13 protein-coding genes and 1 tRNA gene are annotated in these 18,389 nt (G+C 70.5%); 6 read left to right on the top strand and 8 right to left on the bottom strand.

Annotated elements, in window-relative coordinates; genetic code table 11:
* Positions 1 to 23: 23 nt before the first annotated feature.
* Positions 24 to 1,307 carry a M18 family aminopeptidase gene (locus VFZ70_18305; GenBank protein ID HEX6257768.1) on the bottom strand — a complete coding sequence of 428 codons (1,284 nt, stop codon included), beginning with the start codon at positions 1,305 to 1,307 and terminating at the stop codon, positions 24 to 26.
* Between the two features lie 254 nt (positions 1,308 to 1,561).
* Here VFZ70_18305 and VFZ70_18310 point away from each other — a divergent pair, with 254 nt between their 5' ends.
* A complete protein-coding gene (locus VFZ70_18310) occupies positions 1,562 to 3,394 on the top strand; it encodes a substrate-binding domain-containing protein (protein ID HEX6257769.1) in 1,833 nt (610 codons plus the stop codon).
* 30 nt (positions 3,395 to 3,424) lie between these two features.
* Here the strand turns inward: VFZ70_18310 and VFZ70_18315 are convergent, their stop codons facing one another.
* Positions 3,425 to 7,075: a multifunctional oxoglutarate decarboxylase/oxoglutarate dehydrogenase thiamine pyrophosphate-binding subunit/dihydrolipoyllysine-residue succinyltransferase subunit gene (locus tag VFZ70_18315; GenBank protein ID HEX6257770.1), complete on the bottom strand. Its 3,651-nt coding sequence runs from the start codon at positions 7,073 to 7,075 to the stop codon at positions 3,425 to 3,427.
* Positions 7,076 to 7,296: 221 nt separating this feature from the next.
* On the opposite strand from VFZ70_18315, the gene VFZ70_18320 reads away from it, so the two are divergent.
* On the top strand, positions 7,297 to 7,956 hold the full coding sequence (locus VFZ70_18320) for a TrmH family RNA methyltransferase (protein ID HEX6257771.1): 660 nt from the start codon (positions 7,297 to 7,299) through the stop codon (positions 7,954 to 7,956).
* Here VFZ70_18320 and VFZ70_18325 read toward each other — a convergent pair.
* The gene (locus VFZ70_18325; protein HEX6257772.1) at positions 7,938 to 8,591 is read right to left on the bottom strand and encodes a hemolysin III family protein; all 654 of its coding nucleotides are present in this window, start codon (positions 8,589 to 8,591) and stop codon (positions 7,938 to 7,940) included. The genes VFZ70_18320 and VFZ70_18325 overlap by 19 nt on opposite strands.
* Positions 8,592 to 8,752: 161 nt before the next feature.
* Here VFZ70_18325 and VFZ70_18330 point away from each other — a divergent pair, with 161 nt between their 5' ends.
* Positions 8,753 to 10,738: an ABC transporter ATP-binding protein gene (locus VFZ70_18330; GenBank protein ID HEX6257773.1), complete on the top strand. Its 1,986-nt coding sequence runs from the start codon at positions 8,753 to 8,755 to the stop codon at positions 10,736 to 10,738.
* A 90-nt stretch (positions 10,739 to 10,828) separates the two neighbouring features.
* Here VFZ70_18330 and VFZ70_18335 read toward each other — a convergent pair whose 3' ends face one another.
* The 5 genes from VFZ70_18335 to ggt all read right to left on the bottom strand — a co-directional run bounded on the left by VFZ70_18335 (position 10,829) and on the right by ggt (position 16,551).
* A complete protein-coding gene (locus VFZ70_18335; protein ID HEX6257774.1) occupies positions 10,829 to 11,851 on the bottom strand; it encodes a serine/threonine-protein kinase in 1,023 nt (340 codons plus the stop codon).
* A 299-nt stretch (positions 11,852 to 12,150) separates the two neighbouring features.
* A complete protein-coding gene (locus tag VFZ70_18340) occupies positions 12,151 to 13,458 on the bottom strand; it encodes a M20 family metallopeptidase (GenBank protein HEX6257775.1) in 1,308 nt (435 codons plus the stop codon).
* A gap of 37 nt (positions 13,459 to 13,495) precedes the next feature.
* A complete protein-coding gene (locus VFZ70_18345; protein HEX6257776.1) occupies positions 13,496 to 14,635 on the bottom strand; it encodes a hypothetical protein in 1,140 nt (379 codons plus the stop codon).
* Positions 14,593 to 14,687: transfer RNA gene (locus tag VFZ70_18350), tRNA-Sec, on the bottom strand. The genes VFZ70_18345 and VFZ70_18350 overlap by 43 nt, the downstream gene beginning before the upstream one ends.
* A gap of 79 nt (positions 14,688 to 14,766) precedes the next feature.
* A complete protein-coding gene (ggt, locus tag VFZ70_18355) occupies positions 14,767 to 16,551 on the bottom strand; it encodes a gamma-glutamyltransferase (protein ID HEX6257777.1) in 1,785 nt (594 codons plus the stop codon).
* Between the two features lie 265 nt (positions 16,552 to 16,816).
* On the opposite strand from ggt, the gene VFZ70_18360 reads away from it, so the two are divergent.
* The 3 genes from VFZ70_18360 to VFZ70_18370 all read left to right on the top strand — a co-directional run bounded on the left by VFZ70_18360 (position 16,817) and on the right by VFZ70_18370 (position 18,336).
* Positions 16,817 to 16,933 carry a hypothetical protein gene (locus VFZ70_18360; GenBank protein HEX6257778.1) on the top strand — a complete coding sequence of 39 codons (117 nt, stop codon included), beginning with the start codon at positions 16,817 to 16,819 and terminating at the stop codon, positions 16,931 to 16,933.
* 256 nt (positions 16,934 to 17,189) lie between these two features.
* Complete coding sequence (locus tag VFZ70_18365; GenBank protein ID HEX6257779.1) at positions 17,190 to 17,510, top strand: UBP-type zinc finger domain-containing protein; 321 nt, start codon at positions 17,190 to 17,192, stop codon at positions 17,508 to 17,510.
* Positions 17,511 to 17,700: 190 nt separating this feature from the next.
* Complete coding sequence (locus VFZ70_18370; GenBank protein ID HEX6257780.1) at positions 17,701 to 18,336, top strand: hypothetical protein; 636 nt, start codon at positions 17,701 to 17,703, stop codon at positions 18,334 to 18,336.
* The last annotated feature ends 53 nt before the right edge of the window (positions 18,337 to 18,389 follow it).

The following is an 18,389-nucleotide window of genomic DNA, read 5'->3' on the forward strand; positions in this document are numbered from 1 at the left end:
GCGGCACGCACTGTCGGTGCAGCCTAGGGCACCGACGCCTCGAGGTGTGCGCCGAGCACGCGGACGAGCGGGGCGACGTCCGCTGTGCTCGCCTGCTCGCGGCACGAGTGCATCGACAGCATCGGGTTGCCCACGTCGACGGTCTGCACGCCCAGGCGCGCCGCGGTCAGCGGTCCGATCGTCGAGCCGCAGGGCAGGTCGGCGCGCACGACGAAGTGCTGGACGTCGACGCCGACGTCGCGCGCCCGGGCCGTGAACCAGCCGATCGACCCAGCGTCGGAGGCGTACGACTGGTTGGCGTTGAGCTTGATCACGGGACCGCCTCCGAGGCGGGGCCGGTGCTCGGTCTCGTGGCGGTCCGCGTAGTTGGGGTGCACCGCGTGGGCCATGTCGCACGACACCAGCAGGGATCGCGCGAGCGCGCGCGCCCGCGCCTGTGGATCCGGTCCGTCGACGACCTGGACGAGGCGCATGATCGTGTCGTCGAGGAACGACCCGCGCGCGCCCTCGGCGGTCGTGCTCCCGACCTCCTCGTGGTCGTTGGCCACGAGCACCTGCGTCGCATCCCCGTCGTCGGCGTTGCACAGCGCCAACAGCGCCGCGTGGCACGACGCCAGGTTGTCCAGCCGCGGCGCGTGGATCGCGGTGCCGTCGATCCCGCCCCGGGCCGGCGGCTGGGTGTCGGCGGTCACCAGGTCGTGACCGACCACGGCGTCGGCGTCGACGCCGGCGGACTCCGCGACGACGCTGCGCAGCGCGGGCGCGCTGGGGGGACCGAGCACCGGCACCAGGTGCTTCTGTGGGTCGAGGCGCAGGCCGGTGTCGCGCAACTCGCGAAACAGATGGATCGCCAGTGAGGGCACCCGCAGGACGGGACGCTCGAGGTGCACGAGTCGGGTCGACACGACGCCGTCGTCGTCGAGCACCGCCAGGCGCCCGGCAAGCGTCAGGTCGCGGTCCAGCCAGGTGTGGGCGAGCAGTCCGCCGTACGGTTCGACGCCCACCTGCGCGTACCCGTGACGCCTGACGTCCTCGATCGGCCGGACCTTCAACGTCGGGCTGTCGGTGTGGGTGCCGATCAGTCGCACGCCGGCGTCGGCGAGGGGTTGGCCACCCACGCGCAGGGCGATCAGGCTGCCGCCGTCGCGGACCACGTACCGTCGGTCGCCGGGCGCGAGGTTCCACGGCGTGGTCTCGGACAGCGGGGCGAAGCCTGCACGGTCGAGGCGGCGGGCCATCTCGGCGACCGCGTGGTAGGGCGACGGCGCGGCGGCGATGAAGGCCAACAGGTCATCGGCTGGATCCATGACGGAGCAGGATAGAACGGAGCCGGTCACGGCGGTCGTCCCCACATCGCGGGTCGCCGATTCGCGGGTCGCCGATTCGGTTTGTAGAGTCCATGCCCATTCGCAAACCGGCCGGATCGCGCGAGCCGTTTGGGACGGGCCGCTGCGCAGGGTGCGCGGTGGGGTACCGTTGGGGGCCGTTGCGCGACGGCGTATCTACTATGGCGGGCGTAGCTTTGTCATCATCGCGAGAGGGGTCCCGAGGATTCGTCGGCGTGTGGCCGAAGGCCGGCGTCGCTGTCCTCATCCTGTTGACCGGCATGGCACTGGGTGTCGGGCTGGGCAACGTGATCACGGGGGACGAACCGACACCGAAGGACGAACCATCCGAGGTCGCGGCCGACTGCGACGCCGGCAACGAGACAATCGACATCGCGGCCGACGACGCCGTCGTGCCGATCGTCCGGGAGCTGGCCGACGGCTACACGGCCGACCTGCGCGCCTCCGGGCGGGACTGCATCCCGATCAGGGTCCGACCGGTCAGCTCGTCGGCGGTCGTGGGCCGACTGATCAACGGATGGCGCTCGGACACGCACGGCCCACGGCCGGACGTCTGGATCCCGCAGTCGACGCTGTGGACGGAGCTGGCTCGACTCCAGCTCGACGACCCGACGATCCTCCCGGACGATCCCACGGTGCTCGCGCGGTCGCCCACGGTGCTCGCGGTGCCTCGACCGATGGCCGAGGAGCTCGGCTGGCCGGACGAGCGGTTGAACTGGAAGCAGTTCTTCGACCTCGCCGATTCCGACGCGGGGTGGAGCGAGTACGGCAAGCGCGAGTGGGGTTCGTTCCGACTCGAGATGACCGATCCCCGCTACACGACCACCGGGCTGCAGGCGCTGCTGGCGCTCGATGCCGCAAACGGCGGTTCGCGTTCCCAGTCGGCGACGCCGCTCAGCCTGTTCCGGGTGCAACGCGTCCTGTCGAACATCGACGCGAGCTCGGTCGAGACGCTCGAGCGATACGCCTCGGCGGACGCGCCCCTCAGCGCGTTGTCGGCGACGCCGCTGGAGGAGCGCGAGGTCTGGCGCTTCAACCAGAGTGGTGCACCTGCGCCCGACGAGCCGTCGGAGAGCTCCGTGAGTCCTCCGAGCGCGTCCTCCGAGCTGCCCGAGCTCGTGGCGATGTACCCCGACAGTGGCCGCGACGACATCGCGATGGAGTCCAACTATCCCTACGTGCTGCTCAACACGTCGTGGGTGAGCAACGACGTGCTGCAGGTCGCCGACGAGTTCGGCGACTACCTCCTCAGCGACGCCGGCGTGAAGATGTTCACAGACGCCGGGTTCCGCACCCGTGACAACGAGGCCAGCGACGTCCTGCGCGACGAGGACTGCATGCGCGCGATGGATCAGATCGCCGCGGAGCCACCGGGAGATCTGCCGGACGTCGATTCGTTCCGCAAGCTGCGCTCGTCGTGGGTGACCGTCCCGCGCTTCAGCCGCACGCTGTTCCTGGTCGACGTGTCCGGCTCGATGAACGTGCTGGTCGCGGACGGCAGGAAGACGCGGTTGGAAGCCACCGTGCGCGCGGCGCAGCGCAGCCTCGACGTCATCCCGAACGGCAGTGACGTCGGCCTGTGGGAGTTCTCGACCGACCTGCCGGGCGGTCAGCACGGCGGCGACTATCGCGAGCTCGCGGCGCCGGGGCCGCTCAACGAGATCGTGGACGGCCGCCAGCGCAAGCGCGTGATCGTCGACGAGCTCGATGCGCTCGACCCCGAGAACGACACGGCACTCAACGACACGGTGGTCGCGGCGTACCGGTCGATGCGGCGACGGTACGAACCGGGTTCGCAGCACACCATCGTGCTGCTCACCGACGGGCGCAACGACGATGACAACAGCATCGGCCACGAGCAGATGCTGCGGCGGTTGCAGTCGATGGGCAAGCCCGGTCAGCCGATCGACGTCGTGTCGATCGCATACGGGGAGGGACCCGACCTGGACAAGCTCGCCGACATCAGCGAGGTCGTCGGTGGACGGGTCATCTCGTCACCGCAGGTGGCCAGGCTCGACCGACTCTTCATCGAGGCCCTCCGCCGCTGACGCTTTCGCCCAGTTGCTGGACGCCGCTCGCTAGTCCAGGTCGGCGAATGCGGCGTCCAGCAGCAGCTGCTCCTCCTGCTTGTGGATCTGGGAGCCGCCGGCGGCCGGGCTCGCGCTCTCGGCGCGCGTGCGGTGCGTCAGCACGCGCGCTGCTCCGCCCGCGTCGCTGACGAGCTCGTGCAGGCGCGCCTGGACGAACGGCCACGGACCCATGTTCTCGGGTTCGTCCTGCACCCACACCACCTCGCGCGCGTCGTAGCGGTCGAGGATCTCGGCGAGCTGCCCGGCCGGCCACGGGTACAACTGCTCGACCCGCACGACGGCCGCCGGCGCCTCACGGGACGTGCGTTCGGCGCGCAGCTGGTGCGCGAGCTTGCCCGAGCACAGGACGACGCGTCCCACGTCCTCGGGCGCGTCGGCGTCGTCGAGCACCTCCGCGAAGCTGCCTTCGAGGAAGTCCTTGGCCGGGCTGGTCGCCGGCCTGGCCCGCAGCATCCCCTTCGGCGTGAACACGATGAGCGGTCTGCGCACGTCGCGGTGCATCTGGCGGCGCAAGAGGTGGAACAACTGCGCGGCCGTGCTCGGCTGGGCGATCTGGATGTTGTCCTCTGCCGCGGCCTGCAGGAACCGCTCGATGTGGGCCGACGAGTGCTCGGGACCCTGCCCCTCGTAACCGTGCGGGAGGAACATCACCAGCCCGCTGGTCTGCCCCCACTTGTCCCGGGCGGCGGTGATGAACTGGTCGATGATCACCTGTGCGCCGTTGACGAAGTCGCCGAACTGTGCCTCCCAGATCACCAGCGTGTCGTTGCGCGTGACCGAATAGCCGTACTCGAAGCCGAGCGCGGCGAACTCGTTGAGCGGCGAGTCGTAGATCTTCAGGGTCGCCTGATCGTCCGACAGGTGCGCGAGCGGCACGTACTCGGCCGCGGTCTCGTGGTCGATCAGCACGGCGTGTCGCTGGCTGAAGGTGCCGCGCCGCGAGTCCTGCCCGGTCATGCGCACCGGCGTGCCCTCCATCAGCAGCGACCCGAACGCCAGCGCCTCGGCCATCGCCCAGTCGACCGCGTCACGGTCGAGCAGGTCGCGGCGCTTCTCCAGTTGCCTGCCCAGCTTGGGGTGTGCGGAGAAGTCGTCCGGCCACGAGGTGATCGTGCGGGCGATGTGATCGAGGCGCTCCCTGTCGACACCGGTGTCGACGTGCGGCAGCACGCCGTCCACGTCGACCTCGAGCGAGACCTCCGGCGCATGCGGTGCGGACTCGCGCGTCTCCTCGAGCGCGGTGTCCAGCTGGGCGCGGAAGTCCTCGAGCGCCTCCTCGGCCTCGTCCAGCGTGAGGTCACCGCGCGTCACCAGTTCCTCGGTGTACAGCTTGCGGACGCTGCGCCGGTTCTCGATGGCCTCGTACATGATCGGCTGCGTGTAGCTGGGCTCGTCGCTCTCGTTGTGGCCGTGACGGCGGTAGCACACCATGTCGACCACGACGTCCTTGCCGAACGCCTGGCGGAACTCGAACGCCAGCCGGATGACACGCACGCACGCCTCGGGGTCGTCCCCGTTGACGTGGAAGATCGGTGCCTGCACGGTCTTGGCCACGTCGGTGGCGTACTGGCTGGACCTGCTCTGGTGGGGTGCGGTGGTGAAGCCCAGCTGGTTGTTGACGATGATGTGCACCGTCCCGCCGACCCGGTAGCCACGCAGCTGGCTCATCGACATGGTCTCGAACACCACGCCCTGGCCGGCGAACGCGGCGTCACCGTGGACGAGCACGGGTAGCACCGGGTACTGGTCGTGGTGCCCGAGCACGTCGAGCTTGGCGCGGGCCATGCCGACGACCACGGGGTCCACGGCCTCGAGGTGGCTCGGGTTGCCCGACAGGAAGACATCGATGGTGTTGCCCGCCGGCGACGTGTGCCGGCCCCGCGTCCCCATGTGGTACTTGACGTCGCCGGAGCCCTGCACGGTGTCGGGATCGATGTGACCCTCGAACTCGGTGAAGATCTTCTCGTAGCTCTTGCCCAGGATGTTGGTCAGCACGTTGAGCCGCCCACGGTGGGCCATGCCCATCACCGCGTCGCCGATCCCGACGTCGGCCGCGGCGGAGAACAGCGCGTCGAGCATGGGGATGACCGACTCGGCACCCTCGAGCGAGAACCGCTTCTGTCCCAGGAACTTGGTGTGGAGGAACTTCTCGAAGGCTTCCGCGTTGTTCAACCGGCCCAGGATGTGACGCTGTCCGGCGACGTCGAGCTCGGTCGACACACCCTCGACCCGCTCCTGGATCCAGGCCTTCTGCTCGGGCTCCTGGATGTGCATGTACTCGATGCCGATGGTCCGGCAGTAGGCGTCGCGCAGCAGACCCAGCAGGTCGCCCAGGCGCATCAGTGGTTCACCGGCGGGCAGGCCGGTCAGGTACTCGCGGTCGAGGTCCCAGATCGTCAGCCCGTAGGTCAGGATGTCCAGCTCCGGGTGCAGGCGCTGGAAGTCGTGCATCAGCGGGTTGAGGTTGGCGATCAGGTGCCCGCGCACGCGGTACATGTTGATCAGCTGCTGCACCGCGATCTGCTTGGCGCCGAGGTTGTCGTGTCCGCGGTCGGCGACCCGGGGGTTGTCGTCGGTGCGCCATCGCGCCGGCTCGTAGGGGATCCGCAGGCTCGTGAAGATCTCGTCGTAGAACTTGTGCTCACCGAGCAGCAGCTCCTCGATGTACGACAGGAACAGGCCGGACTCGGCCCCCTGGATCACGCGGTGGTCGTAGGTCGACGTCAACGTGACGACCTTGCCGACGCCCAGCTCGGCCAGTGTGCGCGGGTCGGTGGCCTGGTACTCGCTGGGGTGGCCGATCGCGCCGACCCCGAGGATCATGCTCTGACCCGACATCAACCGCGGCACGCTGCCGACCGTGCCGACGGTGCCCGGGTTGGTCAGCGTCGCCGTCGTGTCCGCGAACAGCTCCATCGACAGCTCGTTGCGCCGGACCTTGCGCACGACCTCCTCGTACGTACGGAAGAACCCGCCGAAATCCAGGGTCCCGACGTCCTTGATGTTCGGCACGAGCAGGGTCCGCGAGCCGTCCTTGCGCTCGAGGTCCATCGCCAGACCCAGGTTGATCTGGTCCGGTCGTCGGACGTAGCCCTTGCCGTCGGCGTCCTCGTGGTAGCTGGATGTCATGGCCGGCATCTGGCGCATCCCCTGCACCATCGCCCAGCCGATCAGATGCGTGAAGCTGACCTTGCCGCCACGGGTCCGCCGCAACTGGTTGTTGATGATCTTGCGGTTGACCTCGAGCAGCTTGGCGGGGACCACGCGGATCGACGTGGCGGTGGGCACCGAGAGGCTCTCGCTCATGTTCTCGGCGATGGTCGACGCCACACCGCGCAACGGCGACGCATCGTCGGGCACCGCGGCCGCGCCGTCGTCGGTCCCGCTCGACGAGGCGGTGTCGTCCGCGGTGGACGGCCGCGCCTTCCCGCCGGACGTCGCGAGCCCGCTCCGCCCGTCGTAGCGGCCTTCAGCAGCGCCGTCGCGCGCCGCACGACCCTCGCGGGGCTCCCATGCCGGCCGGTAGTCGCTGAAGAACTCCTGCCAGGTGTCGCTCACCGACTCCGGCTGCTCGAGGTACTGCTGATACATCTCGTCGACGAGCCAGAGGTTGGCTCCGAACTGCTGCCTGTCCGCCATTGGGCGCTCCACCGATCGTGCTCGCGGTCGTCGACATCGTTCCCGTTCGCAGAGGTGTTCGACCGCGCAGCGCACAACCGTTACGCGTCGTTGTCGACCCGTGGTCCGATGGTATCCAGAACGGCCTCTGTGGCATCCCGTCGGCGTGGGCCCTCATCGGTGTGATCGACGGCGGTGGCCGTGTGTGCCGAGGACGCCGTCGTCCTCCTACGATGCGGGCCATGGTGCCGCCCGAGGACCCGTCCGCCAGCACGCCCGTCGGCGTCGGGCCGCACCCGACGCCGTGGCCCGACGACCCCCGCCTGGATCCCGGACTGCTCGCCGACGGCGACCGCCGCAACGTGATCGACGACTACCGCTACTGGAGGGTCGAGGCGATCGTCGCTGATCTCGACCGCCGTCGTCACCCGTTCCATGTCGCTGTGGAGAACTGGCAGAACGATCGCAACATCGGCGCCGTCGTACGCAACGCGAACGCGTTCCTGGCGGCGGCGGTCCACATCGTGGGGCGACGCCGGTGGAACCGTCGCGGAGCGATGGTCACCGAGCGGTACCAGCACGTGCGCCACCACGCCGATGTCGACGCGCTCGCGGCCTGGGCCGGCGCGCAACGCCTCCCGCTGATCGGGATCGACAACCTGCCGGGAGCCGTCGACCTGCGCACCGCGCACATTCCGGTGGCGTGCGTGCTGCTGTTCGGTCAGGAGGGTCCGGGGCTGTCAGCCGCGGCCCGCGACGCCGTCAGCACCGTGGTGTCGATCCCCCAGTTCGGCTCCACCCGGTCGATCAATGCCGGGGTCGCGTCGGGCATCGCGATGTACGAGTGGATACGGCGGCACACGGGCGGTCCCGCCGCCGACGATCAGGGCGGCAGGATGTAGCGCCAGATCGCCAGGTAGTGGGCGGTCGAGGCGGCGACCACGAAGACGTGGAACACCTCGTGGAACCCGAACCAGCCAGGGATCGGATTGGGGCGGCGCATGCCGTAGATCACGGCGCCGATCGTGTACAGCACGCCACCGAGCACGATCAGCCCGGTGGCCTGCCACGGCAGGACCGTCATGATCTTGACCAGCGGCACGACGAGCAGCCAGCCGGTCGACGCTGCCGCCACGGTGCCGAGCCAGCGCGGCGGCTCCATCGGTGACAGGGCGAAGCCGGCGCCGGTGGCCGCGACCACCCATGCGATCACCAGGCTCACGGTCCGCCACGTCCCGGACAGCGTGTGGAACGCGATCGGTGTGAAGGTCCCCGCGATCATGATCTGGATCATCGCGCCGTCGCATCGCGAGAGGATCCGCCGGGCGCGCGCATTCCACGACGGCACGTGGTACAGCGAGCTGACGACGTACAGCCCCACCATGCTCGCGCCGAACACCATGACGGCGATCCTGCCGGCGGTGTCGAGGTGCGTGCCGGACTGCCACAGCACCGCCGCCCCGACGAGGGCGACCGGTACGGCCATCGCGTGCAGCCAGCCCCGCAGGCGTGGTCGGTGCAGCACGTACGTCGACAAAGGGACGCCTCCCGATCCGTAGGCCTGCCGACCCCGGGCTCGGTCCGGGCCGGCCAATGAGAGTCTGACACGGCTGCCCGAGAGTTCAAGCGCCCGATCGGGATGGTGCCGGAGGTGTCGGACCCGACGCCATCGTCCACCTCCGGCCATAGGCTTGTGACGTGCCCGCCCGAGACACCGAACTCGACCGCCGCGCAACCCTGCGCCGGGTCGTCCGGTTGTTCGCACCCCACCGCGCGCAGGCCGCCCTGGTCGCGGTGCTCATCGTCATCACCGGGGCGATGGAGCTGGTCAACCCCATCCTGACCAAGTGGATCTTCGACCGCGCGCTGTTCGTCGACGGCGGCCCGTACCTCGGTCTGCTGGTCACTCTGGTGGCGGCGATGGCGACGGTCACGCTGACGTCGGCCGTGCTGGGCGTCTGGCAGACGTTGATCGCCAACCGGCTGGGCAATCGCGTGATGCAGGAGTTGCGCGACCGCCTGTTCGCGCACCTGCAGGGTATGGACCTGGCATTCTTCACGGCGACGCGGACCGGGCAGATCCAGTCGCGGCTCGGCAACGACGTCGGGGGCGTGCAGACCGTCGTCACCGACACGGCATCGACCGTGCTGTCCAACATCGTGATCGTCGCGGGCGCGCTCGTCACGATGTTCGTGCTGTCGTGGCAGCTGACGGTCGTGTCACTGGTGCTGCTGCCGTTGTTCATCTACCTGCAGCTGCGCGTCGGCCGCGCGCGACGTGCCGTGGCCTCGGACACGCAGTCCTCGCTGGCCGAGATGACGGCGATCACCGAGGAGTCGCTGTCGATCTCGGGCATGCTGCTGTCGAAGATCTTCAACCGCCAGGCCGCCGAGATCGCGCGCTACCGGGCGGAGAACGCCCGGCAGGCGGATCTGCAGGTCAGTCAGACGATGACGGGGCAGTGGTTCTTCGCCGTCGTGCGTTCGTTCTTCTCGCTGCTGCCGGCCATCATCTACCTCGTCACGGGCCTCGTGCTGGCCGGGGTCACGCTGTCGGGCAGCGCCGGGACGCTGACACCCGGCACGGTCGTGGCGTTCACGACCCTGCAGAGCCGTGTGCTGTTCCCGTTGATCCGCCTGCTGCAGGTCTCGGTCGAGGTGCAGACGTCGTTCGCCCTGTTCGGCCGGATCTTCGAGTACCTGGATCTGGAGCCGCAGATCGTCGACCGTGAGGACGCGGTGGCGCTCGACGCGGATGCGGTGACCGGTGACGTGCGCTTCGACCGGGTGTGGTTCCGCTACCCCGCGGCGCCACGCGTCGCCGTCGAGGCGCCGGACGCACAACCGGGCGTGCCGACCGGCCAGCGCGTGGCCGGCGACGGTCAGGCCGGGACGCAGGACGGTCAGGCGGGTGGGCAGGCGCCGACCGACCCGTGGGTGCTGCGGGATCTGAGCCTGCGCGTGCAGCCAGGACAGCTGGCCGCGCTCGTCGGTCCCTCGGGATCGGGCAAGACGACCACGTCGTACCTGATCCCTCGGCTGTACGACGTCACCCGCGGGCACGTGACCGTCGACGGGACCGACGTGCGCGACGTCACGCTGGCGTCGCTGGCAGGCCTGATCGGCATGGTGACCCAGGACACGTACCTGTTCCACGCCTCGGTCCGCGAGAACCTCCGCTACGCGAACCCGGACGCGACCGACGACGAACTGATCGCGGCGGCCCGCGCGGCGAACATCCACGACACGATCATGCGCTTCGCCGACGGGTACGACACGGTGGTCGGCGAACGCGGCTACCGCATGTCCGGCGGCGAGAAGCAGCGCCTGTCGATCGCACGCGTGATCCTTGCGGATCCGAAGATCCTGATCCTCGACGAGGCGACCTCGGCGCTCGACACGACGAGTGAGCGACTGGTCCAGCAGGCGCTCGAGCCGCTGATGGCCCAGCGGACGACGCTCGCCATCGCACACCGGCTGTCGACGATCCTGGCGGCCGACGTAATCTTCGTGCTCGTCGACGGTGTGCTGGTCGAGCAGGGCACCCACACCGAGTTGCTGGCTCGCGGAGGGCGTTACGCGCAACTGTACGAGGAGCAGTTCAGCGGTGGCGAGGTCGAGGCGCGCTGCGCCGACGGCGTGATCCTGCCGTCCGGCCGCGTGCTGGCCGACGCCGACCGCTGAGCGCACCCGTCGGCGAGGCTGTAGGACGGCGCCGTGGGCCGCGCGCTCGCCGCTGCACCCTCGGTGCACGACCGGTCCTGGAGACCGACCCTAATTCGCGTCGTCCGCCTGGTCGGGGGGGATCTCGGACGCCATGACGCCTGGCGTGATCTCGGCCTGCGGTGGCTCCGACATGGCCGCGATCGGCCACGACACGACGAATCCCGCGATGGCCGCGGCGACCGTCACCGAGATGCGTGGATGCCGGCGCACGAAGCCGCCGAGCCCTGCGCCCTGGTCGTCGTCGGCCTGCTGCTGTTGTTCGTCGGCCGTGTGCTCGAGCGGCGGGAGCTCCATCGCCTGGTACGCGTCGAGGTAGGCGGCGACCGTCGCGGCGCTCGGCCGCTTGGCCGGATCCCGTGCCGTCATCGCCGACAGCAGCTGCGGCCAGGGGGAGGGCAGGTCGGTCGGGATCGTCGGCTGACGACGCACCCGTGCCACGGCCGCAGCCAGCGGCGAGCCGTCGAACTCCTTGTGACCGGTGAGCGCCTCGAGCAGCACGAGTCCCAGCGCGTGCACGTCGGCGGCGGGGCAGATGGGCCCGCCCAGCAGTTGCTCGACGGCGGTGTAGCCCGAGGTGGTCACCAGTGACGTGTCGGCCTCGGCATCGATGCGTGGTGGCGTGCAGATGCCGAAGTCGGTCAGTCTGGCCCGGCCGTCCTCGTCGTCGAGCAGGATGTTCGTGGGCGTGACGTCCTGGTGCACGAGGTTGTGCTCGTGGGCGTGGGCCAGCGCCTCGGCGATGTCGCGCCCGAGGATGCGCGCCTGCTCCAGCGTCAGCGGGCCGTAGGTCAGCCGTTCGCGGAGGGTCGGACCGCAGACCAGCTCGACGACGAGATAGGGTCGTTCGTCCTCGACCCCCGCGTCATACAGCCGGACGATCCCCGGATGATCGAGGCTCGACAGGGCGCCGAGCTCGCGCGTCATGTTCTCGTCCATCTCGTGCCCGCGGGCGAAGCGCTTGATCGCCACGTCCCGCTGCAGCACGGTGTCCCTCGCCTGCCACACATCTGCGCTTCCGCCTGCGCCGATGTTGGTGAGCAACGCATATCTGCCTGCGATGGTCTCAGGCATGCGCAACCTCCCCGGGACGGCTCACTGTGAACGACGCGGCCGAGACCTCAGCCGTGGGATGCATCCCGCGGCGGGGTCGGCGGTGTGTGGTCGCGCGCTGTCAAGCGACGCCATTCAACGTGAACAACTCCTTGGCTTGCCGTGCTCGTCGGTCATCGACTGCAGTGCTCGGCGTGGGCCAGTTCGTGCCAGGTGTCGCACGGTTCCGTGTAGCACGAGCTGCGGTGGCGGGGAAGCGCCAGCGGCGACATTGTGCCCACAATCAGTCGATCATGCACGTCAAATATCCGGATGACCAGCTACGACAGCAGTCCGAGGACGTCCATCACGCCGCCTTCCGCGTCGAAGTCGCTGGTCATCCCGGCGCGCAGATCGGCGTCGACGCAGATGTCCGCGGCCGTGCGCGCGAGGCCGATCGCGGCGTCGACCGTTGCGTCGTCGGCGCGCTCGGACGCGGCCCACTCGGCGAACTGGGCGGTGTGGATGGTGACGTCGGCCGGCGCGACCGCCAGCAGCGGGTGGATGGACGGCACGCGCACCGAGATGTTGCCCATGTCGGTGGACGCGGCCAGCGAGGTCGGCGCGACACCCCGCGGCAGCACCTGTCTGCCACGGTCCACCAGGTTCACGGCGTACCGCGCCGCCAACGGGTGGTTGGTGCGGACCGGCAGGTACACCGGGCACGGGTCCCATGTCACCTCCGCCGTCGTGCCTGTCGCGGTGGCCGCCGACCGCAGCACGTCGTCGACCCGGTCGGCCAGCGTCATGAGGGTCTCGGGCTCCGCGGAGCGCACGTAGAAGCGCGCCGTCGCGCGTTCCGGGACGATGTTGGGTGCCTGGCCGCCGTCGGTGATGATCCCGTGGACGCGGTCGTCGGAGAGCATGTGCTGGCGCAGCTGCCCGACACCGGTGTAGGCGAGCACGGCGGCGTCCAGGGCGTTGCGACCGAGGAAGGGCATCATCGACGCGTGCGCCGACAGGCCGTGGTAGGTCACCTCGACCTGGCGGACACCCAGCCACGGGTGGTCGGCGACGTCCATCCCGAACGGGTGCACCATCAGCGCGGCCGTCACGCCGTCGAAGCCTCCGGCACGGGCGATCAGCTCCTTGCCGCCACCGCCCTCCTCGGCCGGCGTCCCGATCAGCTCCACCGTCCCCGGGCACTCGTCGCCGAGGCGGTGCAGGGCGAGGAAGGCGCCGACGGCTGCGGCGCAGATGACGTTGTGCCCACACGCGTGCCCGATCTCGGGCAGCGCGTCGTACTCCGCGATCAGCGCGATCGTGGGCTCGCCCTCGCCGGTGGTCGCGCGCAGCGCGGTGTCGAGCCCCCATCCGCCGCCCTCTGCCTCGACGCCGTGTCCGGCAAGTGTTCGGCTGACGGCATCCACCGCGCCCCGCTCGGCGAAGCCGAGCTCCGGGTTGGCGTGCACGTCGTGTGACAGCTCGAGCAGCGTCCCGCGCATCCCGTCGACGAGCTCGGCGATGCGGTCACCGATCTGCGGTGCCGCGCCCTCGTGGTCAGAGGTGATCGGCGGTGGATCGGCGCGGCGGATGCGATCTGCGATCCGTTCGAGGTAGCCGGGATAGGGGCGCTCGGGCGGCTGCATGCGGAGCAGCGTAGCTGCTGGGTCGGGGGGCGTGACGTCAGGTCGCCAGCACCCACAGGCCCGTGAGCACCGAGATGACCACCGCGGTCCGTGGGAGGAACTGCACCGCACGCGCGGTCCGGGGATCGTGCCGGGCGATCGCCTGCCGGTGGAGCACGGCGATCGCGACCGCGTGGAGGGCGACGAAGGCCAGCAGATCCACCGGAGCCAGCCAGCGGCCGGCCGCGATCAGGCCGTACGCCGCCGCGACGGGGGCAAGAACCCCCGTGAAGTAGGGGCGGAAGATCCCCACGCGCAGGACCGCCCCGGCGCCGAGGGTCGCGGCCGCCAGCGTCGGGCCGGGTGGCGTGGGCGCGTGACCGGCCAGCGCCAGTCCGGCGACGACTGCGGTCAGCCACAGCGCCGGGTGCGGCAGCGCCGCGTGTGCCGCGTTGACGACGGGGTTGCGCCAGGCCGGACGTCCCTGCTGGTCACGCCCGAGCGGCGCGAGGTGTCCGACGATCGCCATCAACGCCGCCAGTGGCCCGTGGTGGGCGACCGGCGTGGGCGGCGTCCGCCGCGCCAGCGCGAGCAGCAGTGCGACGTGGGCGACGAGCACGCCCGCCAGCACCGGTCCGGTGCTCGTCGACAGCGCGATCAACGCGAGTGCCACGAACCAGGCCACTGCGGTCCATCCGGGCACGGCCGACCCGGGAACGGGCGCCGTCGCCGCGGTGGCCGGGTGATCGGTGCCGATGATCACTGTGCCGCCCACCAGCGCCGCCGACGTCACCGCTGGGACGACGACGCGGGCGTCGACGGGCGCCGTGGCCATGACCAGCGCACCGACCAGACCGACCAGTGCCACGACGGCGCACGTCCGTAGCAGGCGCAGCGTGGTGGCGCTGTCGACCAGTCCGGCCAGCGTGGGTGGCAGCTGGCGGTACCACCGTGCGGCGGGCAGGTCGGGGCGGGCCGCCGCACGGGTCGACAGCAGGGCGGCGGTGCCCAACACCACACCGGCGCCGCCCGCGAGCACAGCGGGCAGCGCGAACACCTCACTGATCGGCAGGGCCGTGGTCCTCCCCGGCAGGTCGGCGGCGGGTCGGGCGCGCGCCGTCGGGACGGTGGTCGGTGACAGCGGTCGCCGTGTCGCGGAGGCGAACGGGAATCGAACCCGCCAACCGGTGTGTGACACCGGTTCATCGGTTTTGAAGACCGTGGGACCCACCAGGAATCCAGACGCCTCCGCGCGCAACCCTACCGGCCGGCGGGAGGTGCGGGGCGACCCCGCCACCGCGGCGGGTGGCGGGGTCGGTGGGCGTTCGCTCAGCGGTGTCCCTGCACGACGCCGGCATCGCCGCCGCCGCGGCGCTCCGCCTCGGCGACCGCGAGGAAGCGACCACCGTCGAGCAGTTCGATCGCCGTCGCGGCGCCCAGCTCGTCGGTCGGCGGGTCCTCGAAGACATGGCCGAGTGCTTCGAGCTCAGCGCCGTACGCCGCGACGAACGCCTCCTCGCCCCGCACCTGTGGCGTGTTGCGCTGCGTCGCGCGCGGCTCCTCCATCGCCTCGGGCAGCGGCATGTCACGTCCCAGGCGGTTGGCCAGGATCTGCGCGACCGTCGTGATGATCGTCGATCCACCCGGCGTGCCGACGGCCAGGAAGGGCGCGCCGTCCTCGGTCACGATGGTCGGGCTCATGCTCGACCGCGGGCGCTTGCCCGGTGCCGGCAGGTTGGGGCTGGGCCCCGTGAAGTTGAAGTCCGTGAGCTCGTTGTTCAGCAGGAACCCGCGTCCGGGCACCGTGAGCGCGCTGCCGCCGGTCTGCTCGATCGTCAGCGTGTAGCTCACGACGTTGCCCCAGCGGTCGGCCGTCACCAGGTGCGTGGTCGACGCACCCTCGGCCACGTCGACGGCGTCAGGGTCGGTCACGCAGTTGACGCCACCGTCCTCGTCGCACGGATCGCCTGGCGCCACCGGCTTGTCGCTGGCCATCGTCGGATCGATCTGCGCGAGGCGCTCCGCGGCGAACTCCTGCGACAGCAGCCCGTCCTGCGGCACGTACACGTACCGGTCGTCGCCGATGTAGGCGTTGCGGTCGGCGAACGCGTGGGCCGTGGCCTCGAGGAACAGGTGGTAGAAGTCGATGTCACCCGACCACGAGCCCTCCTCCATGATGTTGAGCGTCTCGCCGACGGTGATGCCGCCGCTGGACGGCGGGGGCATCCCGAACACCTCGTAGCCGCCGAACGTGCTCTCGGTCGGCGCGAGGTCCTGCACGTCGTAGTCGGCCAGATCGCGGATGTCCATGAACCCGGGCTGCCACTCCTCGAGCGTGACGTCGGCGGTTGGTGGATCCTGGACCGTCGCCACGACCTCCTCGCCGAGCTCGCCCCCGTAGAACCAGTCCGGCCCACGGCGCGCCAGCTCGCGGTAGGTGCGCGCCAGGTCGCGGTTGCGCACCCGCGACCCGACCTCCGGCACCTCGCCGTCGACCAGGTACGTCTCGGCGGTCGAGGTGATCTGGCGGAAGCGTTCGAGGTTGCCTGCGGTCTGCGCTGCGTAGGTCTCATCGACGACGAACCCGCGCTGTGCGGCGCGGATCCCCGGTTGCAGCGCCTGTCGCAGCGAGATCGTCCCGTACTGGTCCAGCGCCTCGACCCACGTGTCGAGCGTGCCGGGGACGCCGACCGACAATCCGCTGTTGACGGCGTCAAAGAAGTCGTCGGTGAACGGCGCGAAGACGTCGAGGTCGAACCGGTGGTCATCCGGCGCCTCCTCGCGACCGTCGATGACGACCACCTCACCGGAGTCGGCCAGGCGGACGAGCATGAAGCCGCCGCCGCCGATACCCGCCGAGTACGGCTCGGTCACGCCGAGCGTCGCGGCAGCGGCCACCGCCGCGTCGACGGCGTTGCCGCCGTTGCGCAGGACCTTCAGGCCGGCCTCGGTCGCGACGGGGTCGACGGTCGACACCGCGCCACCGCCTCCCTCCGCGACCGGATCCTTCGTCGGCGCGGGTCCCTTGCCCTTGTGGTGACTGGCGCCCGCCGCCGGCATCAGTGCGGCGAGCATGGCGATCACGAGACAACAGACGAACAGCGTTCTCCGCATCGTGGGGCTCCCTCTTGCGCCGTCCACGCCGGTGGATCATGACCGGCCCAATTGGGCAGCCTTCACCACCCGCGTGGCGTGCGCAAGGGGTTCGTCGCTATCCCGCGACCTCCACGACGTCGACGGCCAGGCCCTGGGCCTCGAGCCGGTCCAGCTCGTCGACCGGTGCGGAGGGTCCGGTGACGAGCAGAGTCGTCGCAGCTGTACGCCGACCACCCCGAGTGGGTGCTGCGCGACGCCGGCGGGGCGCCGGTGCCCGGCGACGGTGCGCAAGTTCATGGTCGGCTTCGAGATGCTCGGCGGGGCGCAGCGCGACCTCACGGCGGAGGACGCCGCGGCCCGCCTCCGCGATCTGCCGGGTGAGCACTACGCCGCCGGCTGACACAGCGTGTCGGCGCGCGGTGCGCGTCCTCGCGGGCGTGGTCGCCGCGCTGGCGGAGCACCTCGGATCCGCTGCCACGAGCAGGCGGCCGGGACGAGCGCCTGCACGCTGGTGCATCCGGCCGGTGTGGACACGTGGAGTACCGCGGCGTCGCGTTCGACGCCTACCGCGCCGAGCTCGCGCGCCTCCTCGACCACGGTGCGGTGAGGCGGCCAGCGCACCGCTATCGTTCGCGCAGGGCGACCAGGGGGCCACCGTGGCCGAGATCGTATGCACGCATCTGGCCGACGTCGATGCGGACGGCGTGGCGCCACGACCTCCGGACGGCTGTGCGGAGTGTCAGGAGACGGGCGGCACATGGGTGCACCTGCGCATGTGTGCGGTGTGTGGCCATGTCGGCTGCTGCGACTCGTCGCCCAGCCGCCATGCGTCCGCACACGCGCGGCACGGCGGGCATCCGCTGGTCCGCTCCTACGAGCCGGGTGAGGCCTGGTGGTGGTGCTATGTCGACGAGGTCGCGTTCGAGCTCGCAGGCCGCGGTCCGTTGACCGACCGCCACCACGCACCCGGCGGCTGACGTTCCGAGCCGCGCGATGCGTCGTCGCCCCCGGCACACGTAGTCCGGACCGGTCGAGGGCGCACAGTCACATCGGTCTGGATCGGGCGTTCCGCTGGCACCACAAACCGACTAGCCTGGGGACGCGCAGCCACACGGGGTACGCGCAGCATCACCCGGCTGCCGGCGGAAGGCAGGTCGAGGAGCTTCGATGAACTATTGGGACAGTGTGGGCCGTTGGATCAACACCCTGTTGGTCTTCATTGTCGGCGTCCTCGCGTTCGATGCGCTCTTCCGGCTGCTCGAGGCCAACGAGGACAATGTCATCGTCGCCGTCGTCCGAGTGCTCTCAGTCGTCTTCCTGGTGCCGTTCCAGGGCATGTTCGGTGACCAGGACTACGTGCTCACGACGCTCGTGGGTGTGTTGGGCTACGCGCTGCTCGCCGGGATCGCGCTCGGTGTTCTTCGTAGCCTCCAGGCATCGCTGTCACAACCCGCGCCGCCCGTGCGGCCCGAACCTCCCGACGAGCGTGTGACGGACGTCGAGCCGGTGGTCGACCAGGAGGGGTCTGACCGTCCGCAGGCGGTCACGTCGGACGGCGACGGGACGTCGCGGCGGTCGCGCCGCGCGAACCGGCGCGGCCGGGCGGCGCGCCGGGACGCCTCCGATGCCGACGTGCGGCCGGCGCAGGCCGATGAGGCGCGTGGCAACGGCAGCGACAGCGGGACGACCGGAAGCCGCCTCGCACGCGGTTCCACGCCGGAGCAGCCCCGTCGTGCCACGTCGCTGCGCGGCCGCGCCGCCGCACGGCGTGGGGCATCCGGGGCCTCGGACACCGACGCCTGATCGCCGGATGACGCCCGGCCTGCGCGGCGGCCGTGCATCCGTGGAGAGCGTCG

Source organism: Euzebyales bacterium, assembly GCA_036374135.1.
Classification (GTDB): Bacteria; Actinomycetota; Nitriliruptoria; order Euzebyales; family JAHELV01; genus JAHELV01.

Coding starts and splice junctions, on each gene's coding strand:
- VFZ70_18305 (HEX6257768.1), bottom strand. CDS start 1,307: ATGGATCCAGCCGATGACCTGTTGGCCTTCATCGCCGCCGCGCCGTCG.
- VFZ70_18315 (HEX6257770.1), bottom strand. CDS start 7,075: ATGGCGGACAGGCAGCAGTTCGGAGCCAACCTCTGGCTCGTCGACGAG.
- VFZ70_18320 (HEX6257771.1), top strand. CDS start 7,297: ATGGTGCCGCCCGAGGACCCGTCCGCCAGCACGCCCGTCGGCGTCGGG.
- VFZ70_18335 (HEX6257774.1), bottom strand. CDS start 11,851: ATGCCTGAGACCATCGCAGGCAGATATGCGTTGCTCACCAACATCGGC.
- VFZ70_18340 (HEX6257775.1), bottom strand. CDS start 13,458: ATGCAGCCGCCCGAGCGCCCCTATCCCGGCTACCTCGAACGGATCGCA.
- ggt (HEX6257777.1), bottom strand. CDS start 16,551: ATGCGGAGAACGCTGTTCGTCTGTTGTCTCGTGATCGCCATGCTCGCC.
- VFZ70_18370 (HEX6257780.1), top strand. CDS start 17,701: ATGAACTATTGGGACAGTGTGGGCCGTTGGATCAACACCCTGTTGGTC.